The sequence below is a fragment of the Micromonospora phytophila genome, from assembly GCF_023656545.1.
Taxonomy (GTDB): Bacteria; Actinomycetota; Actinomycetes; order Mycobacteriales; family Micromonosporaceae; genus Micromonospora; species Micromonospora phytophila.
In genome coordinates this window covers 1-12195 of the sequence record NZ_JAMOKF010000154.1, presented here as the reverse complement: position 1 = coordinate 12195, position 12195 = coordinate 1, and the positions used below count along the sequence as shown (strand labels likewise).

The 12195-nt window shown below is 73.4% G+C and carries 11 protein-coding genes; 9 read left to right on the top strand and 2 right to left on the bottom strand.

The genetic code is table 11. The features are described 5' to 3' along the window. The 3 genes from NCC78_RS18510 to NCC78_RS18500 form a co-directional block, all read left to right on the top strand. The coding region (locus NCC78_RS18510; protein WP_250795899.1) for a hypothetical protein at window positions 1-1525 on the top strand (1525 nt) is incomplete at its 5' end. A 180-nt stretch (window positions 1526-1705) separates the two neighbouring features. Next, window positions 1706-3979: a putative bifunctional diguanylate cyclase/phosphodiesterase gene (locus NCC78_RS18505; RefSeq protein WP_250795898.1), complete on the top strand. Its 2274-nt coding sequence runs from the start codon at window positions 1706-1708 to the stop codon at window positions 3977-3979. A gap of 220 nt (window positions 3980-4199) precedes the next feature. Further along, complete coding sequence (locus tag NCC78_RS18500) at window positions 4200-4958, top strand: MerR family transcriptional regulator (RefSeq protein ID WP_250795897.1); 759 nt, start codon at window positions 4200-4202, stop codon at window positions 4956-4958. A gap of 73 nt (window positions 4959-5031) precedes the next feature. On the opposite strand, the gene NCC78_RS18495 is transcribed toward NCC78_RS18500, so the two are convergent. Then, the gene (locus NCC78_RS18495; protein ID WP_250795896.1) at window positions 5032-7299 is read right to left on the bottom strand and encodes a WD40/YVTN/BNR-like repeat-containing protein; all 2268 of its coding nucleotides are present in this window, start codon (window positions 7297-7299) and stop codon (window positions 5032-5034) included. A 211-nt stretch (window positions 7300-7510) separates the two neighbouring features. On the opposite strand from NCC78_RS18495, the gene NCC78_RS18490 reads away from it, so the two are divergent. After that, the gene (locus NCC78_RS18490; RefSeq protein WP_250795895.1) at window positions 7511-7795 is read left to right on the top strand and encodes a putative quinol monooxygenase; all 285 of its coding nucleotides are present in this window, start codon (window positions 7511-7513) and stop codon (window positions 7793-7795) included. 147 nt (window positions 7796-7942) lie between these two features. On the opposite strand, the gene NCC78_RS18485 is transcribed toward NCC78_RS18490, so the two are convergent. Then, entirely contained in the window at window positions 7943-9496 is a 1554-nt protein-coding gene (locus tag NCC78_RS18485; RefSeq protein ID WP_250795893.1) for a gluconokinase, read from the bottom strand. Window positions 9497-9547: 51 nt separating this feature from the next. On the opposite strand from NCC78_RS18485, the gene NCC78_RS18480 reads away from it, so the two are divergent. From NCC78_RS18480 to NCC78_RS18460, 5 genes are all read left to right on the top strand, one after another. After that, window positions 9548-9796 (top strand): hypothetical protein, encoded by a 249-nt coding sequence (locus NCC78_RS18480; RefSeq protein WP_250795892.1) that lies wholly within the window; start codon window positions 9548-9550, stop codon window positions 9794-9796. Window positions 9797-9845: 49 nt separating this feature from the next. Then, window positions 9846-10373 (top strand): DUF6244 family protein, encoded by a 528-nt coding sequence (locus NCC78_RS18475; RefSeq protein ID WP_250795891.1) that lies wholly within the window; start codon window positions 9846-9848, stop codon window positions 10371-10373. A gap of 187 nt (window positions 10374-10560) precedes the next feature. Then, window positions 10561-10959 carry a CdiA C-terminal domain-containing protein gene (locus NCC78_RS18470; RefSeq protein ID WP_250795900.1) on the top strand — a complete coding sequence of 133 codons (399 nt, stop codon included), beginning with the start codon at window positions 10561-10563 and terminating at the stop codon, window positions 10957-10959. A gap of 13 nt (window positions 10960-10972) precedes the next feature. Further along, window positions 10973-11419: a SitI3 family protein gene (locus NCC78_RS18465; RefSeq protein WP_250795890.1), complete on the top strand. Its 447-nt coding sequence runs from the start codon at window positions 10973-10975 to the stop codon at window positions 11417-11419. Between the two features lie 194 nt (window positions 11420-11613). After that, window positions 11614-12195 (top strand): penicillin acylase family protein (locus NCC78_RS18460; RefSeq protein WP_250795889.1); only part of this gene is annotated, 582 nt, incomplete at its 3' end.

Sequence of the window (12195 nt, the reverse complement as noted above, 5' to 3'; positions counted from 1 at the left end):
CGCCCTGGCCAAGGCGCAGGCCCTCGCCGCCGGGGCGGCCCAGCCGGTGGCCACCGTGCGCCACCTGCACCTGTCGGAGCGGCCGCTGGTGCTGCTGCCGCTGGCCATGGCCGGCGAGGCCAACGCCCCGCTCGCGGCGCTGGTCGGCTCCGCACCCGACGAGGCGCGGCTGCTGATCGTGCCGCAGCCCCGCAACCGGGACCAGCGCTTCGCGTTCGCCGCCGAGCTGGCCGCGATTGTGCTGCCGTACCTGGACGGGTTCCGGGGCGTCTCCGAGGCGGTGCCGGTGGACCGGGGTAAGGACGTGCGCCACCGGTACGTCGACGCCCCGCAGCTGCTGGTGCCGAACCCGGCGGGGATCACCTTTCTGCGGCTGCTCGGCCGCTCCACCCGGTTCCGCCGGCCCGACGGCGAGTACCCGGTGCACCCGTCGGTGCCGCTGCTCGGCCGCTGGCTGACCTTCTTCGCCGAGCGGGCCGAGCATCCCGGCTCGTCGGCGCTGCTGGCGATGACCGACGCGCTGACCCTGCACTGGGCCACCGGGCAGAGCGCGGTGGAGGACCTGCACCTGCCGGCGCTGCTCGGCTGGATCGACCCGCCGCCCGGGCTCACCGGCGTCGAGGCGGCGGCCCGGGCCGAGGACCGGGCGCTCTGCCCGCCGGCCGGGCCGGCCACCGACCCGGACTTCGACAACCACCGGCTCGCCCCGGCGATCGCGGCGTACGCGGGGGCGCAGGACGACCCGGTCGCGCGCCCCGGGGCGTACGCGGAGCTGGAGCGGTTGCTGCGCGACCAGGTGGCGCCCACCTGGGAGCTGATGTGGCGCGGCGTGGGGTTGCTGCGCGCCCTGCCGCCCGGCGCCCGGGTGGCCGGCCGGTGGGACGGCGACCGGGACGCCTTCACCGGCTACGCCGAGCACGTCGACTCCGGCGGTGGGCCGCAGCCCCGCCGCGACGGCGCGGTGGCCGCCGCCCAGCGGCTGCACCGGCTGGAACGTGCCCTGACCTCGTACGCCGTGCAGCGCGCCTACGACGATCCGCTCGTCATGGCGGAGCACCGGCTGACCGGTGAGGCGTTCGTCGGCGAGGTGACCCTGGCCGATCCGAAGCGGGTGGACGACACCGGTAAGCGCCCGGTGCTGCGGCCCCGGATCCAGCTGGTCACCACCGAACCGGTGCTGGCGCCGGTGGGCGCGACGCTGTTCTCGCCGACCCGACCGGCGCAGAAAGCGAAGGTGGTCTTCGTGGTTCCGGCGGCGGAGGGGAAGACCGAGGTGGTGCTGGAGCTCTCCGGCGGGATGGGTCGGGGGTTGACCGCCCCGCCGGGCAGCGTGCCGGAGGTGGGGGAGCGGCTCTGCTACACCACGCTGTCGGACGGGTTCATGCCGGCGGGGGCGTTCCCGGCGGTCGAGGAGACGCCGTGGACCCACGGCGGCCCGCCGGCTGCCGCGGCCACCTCGGGCGGCGCCACGTCGGCCGGGTCGGGCTCGGGCGGCGACGCGGTCCCGACGGAGGACTGGTCCTGACGGAGCGACCGTCCTGACCAGCCGCTACCGGTGCCCGGGACGGCCCTGACCGGCGGCCGGCGACCCGCGCCGTCCGGCCCCTGGCGGGATCCGCACGTCTCTGGCTAGGCTTTCCGGGCTTTGCCGAACCGGTCCTCGCCGTCGAGGGTGCACGCACGAAGAGAGAGCCGGAGCGATCACGTGTCGCCACAGGACGTCGAGCAGGCCGCCGGGGAGACCGCCTCGCCGGTCCGCGGCGCCCGGGCGGGCCTGGCCGTCGCCGCCGTGGTCGTCGCGCTGGAAGGGGCGTGGCTGCTGGCCGCGCTGCCCGGCGCCGCCCTGGTCAGCGACCTCGGTGCGATGCTCGTGGCCGGGTGGGCCGCCCTCGCCTGTCTCGCCGTGGCCCGCCGGCACCCCACCCCGCTGCGCCGGTTCTGGGCGTTGCTGGCCGCGACGATGGCGCTCGCCGCCCTCGGGCGTGCGGTGTGGACGGTGCAGCGGCTGGCCGGCGGCGACCTGCCGCACACGCCGCTGATCGGGGCACTCTTCATCGCCGGGCTGATCACCGGCACCGCCGCGCTGCTCTGCGCCCACTCCGCCCCGCACACCACGGTCGGGCGGGCCCGGACCGTCCTCGACGGACTGATCGTCGGGCTGGCGCTCGTCCCGATCGGGTGGGTGCTGGTGTTCCGCGGCGTCGCCGCGGCGGACCTCGCCGATCCGCTGCGCACCCTCGGGCTGCTCTACCCGATGCTCGACCTGATGCAGCTGACCATCCTGGTCGCGGTCGCCGGCCGGGGCCGCCCGGTGTGGCGGCCGATGACGCTGATCGGGGCGAGCCTCACCCTCCGCGCCGTGGCCGACGCCGGGTACGTGTCGCTCGTCGCCCATGGCGGCTACACCGCCGGTCATCCGATCGACCTCTGCTGGCCGTTGAGCTATCTGCTGGTCGGCGCGGCCACCCGGTACCCGCCGCCGCCGGACCAGGAGGGCGGCGACGACACCGCCGAGTCGCCGCTGCCGCCGTGGTGGCGGGTGGCGCTGCCGTACCTGCCGGTCGGCGGGGCGATCGTCGCCGTGGTGCTGGCCCGCCGGCCGACCGGGCAGACCCCGCAGCTGATCTTCGTCGGCATGATGGCGCTGCTCGCCGCGCTGGCGGTACGGCAGGGGCTGGCCGCCAACGAGAACCTGCGGCTGGTGGCCCGGCTGCGGCGGCTCGCCTACACCGACCAGCTCACCGGACTGCCGAACCGGCTGATGTTCCTCCGGCGGCTGCGCCTGGCGCTGCGCGACGACACGCCGGTCGCCGTGCTGCTGCTCGACCTGGACGGGTTCAAGCAGGTCAACGACCGCTTCGGGCACGCCATGGGGGACATCCTGCTGACCGGTGTCGCCGAGAGGATGCGCGCGGCGGTGGACGGCCACGGCACCGTCGCCCGGCTCGGCGGCGACGAGTTCGCGGTGCTGGTCGAACGCGACCGCCGGGTCTCGCCCGAGCGGCTGGCCCAGCGGCTGCTCACCGCGCTGGAACCCTCGCCGGACGAGGAGGACGTGGGGGTGCACCCCTCGGCCAGCATCGGCATCGCGGAGTACGGGCCGCAGCACGCCTCGCACTCCGACCTGCTGCGCGACGCCGACATCGCCATGTACGCGGCCAAGGCCGCCGGCAAGTCCGCGTACCGCAGCTGCACGGCGGGGCTGCGCGAGTCCGCGGTGACCCGGGCGGAGCTGATCGCCGACCTGCGTCGCGCGGTCGACGAAGGGCAGCTGCACCTGGAGTTCCAGCCGATCGTGGACCTCGTCACCGGGACGGTGCGCAGCGCCGAGGCGCTGGTGCGCTGGCGGCATCCCCGGCTGGGAACGCTGTACCCGGGGCGGTTCCTGCCGCTGGCGGAGGAGACCGGGCTGATCCTGCCGATCGACCGCTGGGTGATCCACGAGGCGTGCCGGGCCGCGGCGACCTGGCGGGACCGGGTGCCCGAGACCACCGTGTCGGTGAACATCGCCGCGGCGCACCTTCGCCGGCCGGACCTGATCGCCACGGTCACCGCGGCCACCGCGACCGCCGGGCTGGCCCCGGGGGCGCTCACCCTGGAGCTGACCGAGTCGGCGCTGATCGAGGGGAGCGAGACGGTGCTGGAGCGGCTGCGCCAGCTCCGCGAGCTGGGCATCCGGATCTCCATCGACGACTTCGGCACCGGCTACTCGTCGCTGAGCTACCTGCACCGCATCCCGGCCACCGAACTGAAGATCGACCGTTCCTTCGTGGCCCGGCTCGACGACGACTCCCGGGCGTACGCGACGGTGGAGATGGTGACCCGGCTGGCCGGGGCGTTCGAGCTGTCGGTGGTCGCCGAGGGCGTGGAGACCGAGCGGCAGCACGCGGCGGTGGCCGCCATCGGCTGCCCCCGGGGCCAGGGCTACCTCTACGGCCGGCCGGGCCGGCCCGCCGCGGTGGGCGCCACCGTCGGCTGAGCGCTGGGGAACTGCCCCGTCCATGCGCCCCCCTTCGGCGTCTGCCCGCTCCGGTGTCCGCCCCGTTCCTGCAGGCAGCTCCACCGGGCCGGCCGGGCGGTCCGGCGCCCGGTGGGTCGCGGTCCGAATGGTGGGTCGCGGGGTGACCGGGGTCGCACAATCAGGCTTGACCCTCCCGTAACGGCAGGCGGGAGCCTGGTTTCCGGAAGGGAGGGAAACCATGGCGTACACGGTGGGACAGGTGGCGAAGGCGGCCGGGGTGACCGTGCGCACGCTGCACCACTACGACGAGATCGCTCTGCTCTCGCCCAGTGGTCGCAGCAGCGCCGGTTACCGACGGTACGACGATGACGACCTGGAGCGGTTGCAGCACATCCGCTACTACCGGGAGCTGGGGTTCCCGCTGGAGGAGATCGCCGCGATCCTCGACGACCCGGCGAGTGACCCGGCGGCGCACCTGCGCCGCCAGCACGAGCTGCTGAGCGGACGGATCACGAAGCTGCAGGAGATGGTCACGGCGATCGAGTTCGCGATGGAGGCGAGAAAGTTGAACATCCCACTCACCCCGCGGGAGCGGTTCGAGGTCTTCGGCGACTTCGACCCCGACGCGCACGCCGAGGAGGCCGAGCAGCGGTGGGGCGGCAGCGCGGCGTACGAGGAGTCGAACCGCCGCGTCGCCCGCTACAGCAAGGACGACTGGCTGCGGAACAAGGCCGAGAACGAGGACTGGGGACGGCGGCTGGCCGAGGTGATGGCCTCCGGCGCGCCGGCGGGCAGCCCGGCGGCGACGGAGTTGGCCGAGGAGCACCGGCAGCTCATCAGCCGCTGGTTCTACGAGTGCTCGTACGAGATCCACACCGGGCTGGCGGACATGTACGTGGCGGACGAGCGGTTCACCGCGTACTTCGAGCGGATCCGGCCGGGGATGGCGGCGTACCTGAGCGAGGCCATCCACGTCAACGCGATCAACCGCGCCTGAGAACGGTGTTGGCACCTTGTCCGTGCTCCCGGCCGGCCTTCCTGCCGGCCGGGAGCACGGACGGTGTCCACTCCTACTCGGCGATGGAGGCCTGGTACACGCCGCGGCCGAACGTCGCCGCGAACAGCGTCTTCGTCCCGGTGTGGAAGTGCACGTCCATGACGGGGACGGCGGGGAAGCTCTCCCCGACCTTCAGCCAGGTGCGACCCAGGTTCGGGCTGAAGAAGACCCCCATGTCGGTGCCGACGTAGAGCCAGCCGCGGTGCGTCGGGTGCCGGATCACGTCGTTGACCGGTGCCTGCGGCAGGTTGCCGGAGATGTCCGTCCAGGTCGCGCCGCCGTCGGTGGTCATCAGCACGTGCGGCTGCGTCTCGCTCTCCCACCGGAACCCGGAGTACGTCACCCACGCCACGTCGGCGTTCTCCGGGTCGACGGTGACCCGGGTGACCCACCGGTCGGGCAGGTCGGGGTCGGTCAGCCGGGTCCAAGCGCCGCCGCCGTTCCTGGTCACCCACAGCCGGCCGTCGTCGGTCCCGACGTAGACGACGTCGGAGTCGGTCGGGGCGATGCCGATGGTCGTGATGGTCGCGTACGACGTCGCGTTGCGCGGCGTGGGCCCGCCGGTCAGGTCGGGGCTCACCGCGCGCCAGGTGCGGCCCCGGTCGTCGGAGCGGTTGAGGACGTTGGACCCGAAGTACACCGTGTCGGGTGCCCCGGGGGCGATCTCCAGCGGCGACACCCAGTTGAACCGGGTCCCCGCGAAGCGCGCCCGGATGGAGGTCATCGTGTCGCCGCCGTTGTCGGAGCGGGCGCACCCGCCGTTCTGCGAGCAGGCGAACACGTTGTTCTGGTCGACCGGGTTGATGCGGTTCATCATCCCGTCGCCGCCGCGGTACAGGTTCCAGTCGGCTGCGCCCCAGGACCGCAGCGACCCGTTGTCCTGGGTGCCGCCGGAGACGCGCGACACGTCCTGCGCGCTGACGTCGATCGCGTAGAACTGCATGTACGGCTGGACGGAGGCGGCGGTCCACGCCCCGATGACGTTGCCGTTCTGCGCCGACCAGTACAGCCCGCCGTCGTTGCCGACGTACACCCGGTCCTCGGTGTGCGGGTCCCAGGCCATGGCGTGCTGGTCGACGTGGATGCCCCGCCCGGGGACCCAGGTGAGGCCGCCGTCGTGCGACTCCATCATCGGCACCCCGGCGGAGAAGACGTGGTCGGCGTCGTCGGGGTCGACCCAGAGCCGGGCGAACCACCAGGCGAACCCACCGTCCCCGGCGTCGAGGCCGGCCTCGCCGGTCAGCGGCCGGGTCCAGGTCGCGCCCGCGTCGTTCGAGACGAAGAAGCCGGTCAGGTTGCCGACCAGGTCGTTGGTGATGGCGTAGGCGCGGCTCGGGTCGTCCTGCGCGAACGCCACCCCGATGCGGCCGGGCTCGCTCTCGGAGGTCGGCAGCGGCGCCCCGACGCGCGACCAGGTCTCACCGCCGTCGCTCGACCGGTAGACCCCGGAGCCGGGCCCGCCGTACTCGCGGGCGTCGGGATAGCGCAGCTTGTCCCACATGGCCGCGAGGATGATGTCGGGATCGCCGGAGTTGATGGCGAGGTCGATCGCGCCGGTGGAGTCGTTCAGGCCGTCGAGCACCTGCCGCCAGGTCGACCCGCCGTCCGTCGACAGGTACACGCCGCGGTCCCCGCCGGTGTCGAAGAGCCGCCCCTGCGCGGCGACGAGGATCCGCCGCGGGTCGGTGGGGTCGATCCTGATCCGGCCAATCGCGCCGGTGTCGGTCAACCCGAGGCTGACCCAGGTCGCGCCGCCGTCCGTCGAGCGGTAGACGCCGGTTCCGTAGTACGAGCCGCCGCCGCCGTGGTCGGGCTCGCCGGTGCCCGCGTAGAGGGTCCCGTCGGGTGCGACCGCCAGCGCGCCCATCGACTGGGGCAGGTCGTCGGACCAGGCGCTGGCCAGCGTGGCGCCGCCGTCGGTGCTCTTCCACACCCCGCCGGTGCCGGCCGCCACGTACACCGTGCCCGGGGTCGTCGGGTCGAGCACCACGTCGATCAGGCGCCCGCCGATGTTGCTCGGGCCGAGCGGCCGCCACTGCGCCTCCGACAGCTGCGGCGCGCCGCGGCGGGTGTCGCTCTCCAGCTTCCGGGTGCTCGCCAGCGCCTCCTGGTACGCGGTCGGCGGGATGGAGCCGTCCGCGTTGGCCCGCTGCAACCACATCCACTCGGCGGGCTCGGCCGGGTTCTCGTCCTGCTCGAACCCGGTGGGGCGCAGGGGTGGGTCGCCGGCCAGGTGCACCAACGTCGTGGCGGCCGTCAGCGCGGCGACCGCGGTGACCACGCCGACTATCCGAAACCGTGTCCGTCTCGACAGCACCGACCGCATGGGTCACCCCCGGCCTTCCGCGGCGTCGTCGCCGCTCGATTTCGGGTCAGCGTACGCAAGAATCGACGTCCGTGGAAGTGCAGGTGAGGGCCGCTTCGCCGGCCGGGACTGTCGCAACGGGGGAGTATCACGGGGGTACCCGTCACCGACCGTCCTGGGAGGACCAGTGCTCATCGTCGCCGGCAGTCTCTACGTCGACCCGCAGGAGCGGGACGCCTACCTGACCTCCTGTGTGGAGGTGGTCCGCCAGGCCCGTTCGGCGCCCGGTTGCGTCGACTTCACCATCAGCGCGGATCTGGTGGAGCCGGGCCGGATCAACGTCTACGAGCGGTGGGACTCCGACGCGCAGCTGCTCGACTTCCGCGGCTCCGGCCCGTCGGAGGAACAGCAGGTGGCCATCCGCGGCGCCGAGGTGCACCGCTACCGCATCTCCGGCGTCGAGGCCCCCTGACGCCGACGCCTACAGCAGCAGGTCGGGCACGAGCACGCCGCTGCGCGTCGCCGGCGGTGGTGAGGGGTTCGGCCGGTGCGGCGGGAACGGACACGACCATCACGATCTTCTTCAGTGCCCGGGACAGGGAGGTGGACGGTCACCGGCTCACAGGGGCGGAGGCGACGGCGGCGGTTGCGGCGGCAGGCCCGGGGCGAGCCGGCGCAGCGAGGTGAACGTCGGGACCAGCGCGTCGTACAGCTCGGCGAAGAGCGGCAGCAGCGCCGCGTAGGTGGCGGCGGCCGCCGGGTCGGGGCGTACGGTCTCCTCGATCTTCACCAGGTCGGCGGCGACGTCGATCGAGGTGATCAGCCCCAGGGCCTGCATGCCGAGCAGCGCCGCGCCGAAGCCGGAACCCTCGTGGCTGGCGGGGAAGCGCACCGGCAAGCCGAGCACGTCGGCGAGGATCTGCCGCCACAACGGGCTGCGGGCGAAGCCACCGCTGGCCCGGATCTCCCGGATCTCGTTGCCGGCGGCCCGCACCGCGGCGAGCACCAGCGCCAACTGCTGGCAGACGCCCTCCAGGGCGGCCCGCACCAGGTGCGCGCGGCGGTGCCCGTGGGTCAGCCCCACGTACGCCCCGCGCGGCAGCGCGCTCCAGTGCGGGGCCCGCTCGCTGAGCAGGTACGGCAGCATGATCAGCCCACCGGAGCCGACCGGGGCGGTCGCGGCCAGCGCGAGCAGCTCCTCCTCGGCGTCCTCACCGAGCTCCGGGGCGAGGGCGTCGCCGGCCCAGCCGAGCACGGCGCCACCGTTGTTGATCGCGCCGCCGACCACCCAGCGCTGCTCGGTCAACGCGTAGCAGAACACCCCGCCGAGCGGGTCCACACCGGGAGTTTCCACCATCACCCGCAGCGCGCCGCTCGTGCCGATCGAGCAGGCCATCACGCCGGGCGCGACCGCGCCGAGCCCCAGGTTCGCCAGCGGCCCGTCGCCGGCCCCGACCACCACCTTCGTGTCGAGGGGCAGCCCGACCGCCGCGGCGGCCTCCGCGGTGAGGCCGGGCAGCACGGTGGTGGTGGGCACCAACTCGGCAAGCTGGTCCTCGGTGATGCCGGCGATGCCGAGCGCCTCCTCGTCCCACGAGAGCTGGTGGATGTCCATCAGGCCGGTGGCCGAGGCGACGGAGTGGTCGGTCATCAGCGCCTCGCAGAGCCGCAGCAGCACCCACTCCTTGATGCCCACCCAGTACGCCACCTGACCGAAGAACTTCGGTTCCTGCTCGGCGAACCAGAGCAGCTTGGGCAGCGGGGCCATCGGGTGCACCGGGGTGCCGGTGCGGCGGTGCAGCGCCAGCCCGGAGGGGATCGCCCGCAGCCGTTCGGCCTGCCGGCTGGCCCGGGAGTCGGCCCAGGTGACCGACGGGGTGAGCGGGTGGCCGTCGCTGTCCAGCCCGATCAGGCTGTGCATCGCGGTGCTGAAGGAGAGCCCGGCTATCGGCCCGCCCAGCTCCGCCACCACCGTGCGGATCGACTCCAGCACGGCGAAGTAGATCAGCTGCGGGTCCTGCTCGGCGTAGCCGGGCTGCGGCTCGTCGAGCGGATAGCCGACCGCGTGGTGGGCGAGCTGCCGGCCCTCGACGTCGTACGCGACCGCCTTGGTGCTGGTGGTGCCGATGTCGACCCCGATCACCACCGGGAGGCGGCTGCCCGTGCCGGTCACCGACGCTCACCCCCTCGCCGCGGGTGCCCGGCGGCGACGACGCCACGGGCTGTGACTGACGTTACCCAGCCGGTGACCGCCCCGTACGGCGAAAGCCGGCGCAGGGCACGGGCCGCCCGCGGCTTCCTGCCCCGCGCCCGGCCCGCGGCCCGTACCCGTCCGGCCACCGCCGGGGTCTTCCAGCAGTTCCGGGGGCTCGGCGTGGACGGCGCCCTCTTGCCGCACCTGAGCGTGGCCGCCATCCGGGCCGGCGCCGCGGCTGCTCCCGACGTCTGGTGGCCCCCGGGCCCTGCCCGGTAGTTTCGGCTCCCGAACACCTCCACCATCGTCGATCGGGGACGTCGGCCACGTGTCGCACATCGAGAAGATCACCGGTGACCTGCGGGCGCTGACGACCGGCGTCGAACGGGCCCGGGGGCTGACCGCCGCCGCCGACAACCAGGCGCAGGAGATCGCGCTGCGCGCCGCCGCCGCCGGATTCGCCGCCGTCGCGGCGGGCATGGTCCGGGTGCGCGCCGCCCTGTCGGGAATCCAGGGCGGCCTGGGTGCGCTCGCCACGTCGATCGGCGAGGCGACGACGGCGACCGCCGCCGTGCCCCACGAGGCCAGCGCGCAGGAGACGATCGCCAGGCTGACCCCGGTGCAGAGCGCGGTCGGCGGCGCCCGCGACGCGGCGGCCGGGGTCGTCGCCCAGGTGGGTGAGGCGCAGCAGCTCGTCGCTGTGATCCTGCGGGGCGGGCAGCCGGGGGCGATGCTGGCGGCGGTGGAGAGCATCAGGCAGGTCCTGGTGCTGGTGGTCCAGCGCACCGGCACCGCCCGGCAGTCCGTCGAGGCGGCGATCGCCGAGGCGCGGCAACTGGGTTCGTCGGGAAACTGAGCGGGGTTGGCGGTGCCGCACCGACCAGCCCCAACCCTGCCGCCACCGGCGACCCCAGCCCGCCGACGCCCGACGCGGGCGACGCCGCCGACGACGCGGGGCAACCGTGGAGCAGGCGTCCCACCGGCGTTCCGGGCGGTTCACCCACCGGACCGCGAACCAGGATCCCGCCAAGCAGGACGATGAAATGCGGCGTTCACTGGAACTGGAGAACGAGTGCGCCGACACGGTCGCCGACCAGGGTTACCGGGTCCACCAGAACCCCACGCCGTCGGAGATCGCCGAAGCCAGGCTCAAGACCGGCGACACCGGCAAGCCCGAGAAGGCGGCGGATTTCTTGATCGAAGGCCACGTCTTCGATTGCTACGCTCCTGGTCCGCGCAAACCCCTGCGAGGGGTCTGGGGCGAGGTCTCTGTGAAGGTGGGCAAGGGACAGACTCAACGCGTGGTGCTGAACCTGGAGGATTGGCGTGGAGAACTCGCCGCCCTGCGGAAACAGTTCGACGACTGGCCCATACCGAGTCTCAAGGAACTGGTGGCGGTGACACGCGGCGGTGTGATCGTGCAGATCCTGAGGCGGGATTGAGGAGGCTGCGGAGATGGCCGTCGAGTTCCGGTTGACCCTGGCTGGTGACATCCCCCTGGGCCAGGTGGCTGAACTCGCCGCTCCGGGCGCCACGGAGACGCGAACCACGTCTGGCAACCGGATGCTGAGCGCCGCGCTCAACGAGGAGCGCGGATACGTCGTGGATGTCACCTCCGGCATCCACGGCTACTACGACGCGGAGGACGACGACGGCTCGCTGTGGGTGTGGGAACCGGAGACCTACGTGGACGTCGACTTCTACATGCGCAAGGACGTCCTGGCCGACAGGGGCATTCCCCACATGCTGGCGACGGTGGCGAATGTTCTGGACGGCAGGACGGAAGACGCGGCGCTGGTGCTCAACGGCAACTGGTTGCTGCTCACGCGGGTCGGAGGAAAGCGCCGAAAGCACCGGCCAACGTGGTGGAGCCACCATGAGGTGGACCGCGACCTCGCCTGACGAGCAGTCGGTCACGCCAACGCCTCCACTGCCCACTGACCACAGCCCGTCCGCCCGGATGCGGCCACCTCCAAACCCGCCCCGCTGATCCGTGGTGCGGGGTGTACGCGGGGGCGGGTCAGGGGCGAGAATGCCGATCAGCGTGGATGTCTCCGGACGACGACGTCCGGGGCCGCGACGGGGGAGGATGCGCGGTGACAGGTACACCTGTTCGCCTCGGCGCGGCGGTCGCCGCCCTGGGGTTGGTCGTCTCGGGGTTGGGCGTCGGCCCCGCCCCCGCCGCCGGGCACCACCGCGACGGCGGCTACTCGGCGGAGATCCGCCGGGCCTCGTACGGGGTCCCGCACATCACCGCCCGTAACTTCGCCAGCCTCGGCTTCGGCGTCGGCTACGTGCAGGCCGAGGACAACCTCTGCGTGATCGCCGAGAAGGTGGTGACGGTCAACGCCGAACGGTCCCGCTTCCTCGGGGTGACCGGGCCGACGGACGCGAACGTGCGCAGCGATCTGTTCTTCCGCAAGGCGATCGACGACCGCACGGTCGAGCGGCTGCTCGACGGCCCTCACGACGGGCTGCACTCCCCGTCCGACGACGTGCGCGACCAGGTCCGCGGCTTCGTCGCCGGCTACAACAACTACCTGCGCCGCGTCGGGGCGGCGAACCTGACCGACCCGGCGTGCCGGGCGAAGCCGTGGGTGCGCCCGCTGACCGAGCTGGACGTCTGGCGTACCAACTGGGCCAGCATGGTCCGGGCCAGCTCGCGGGCGCTGCTGGAC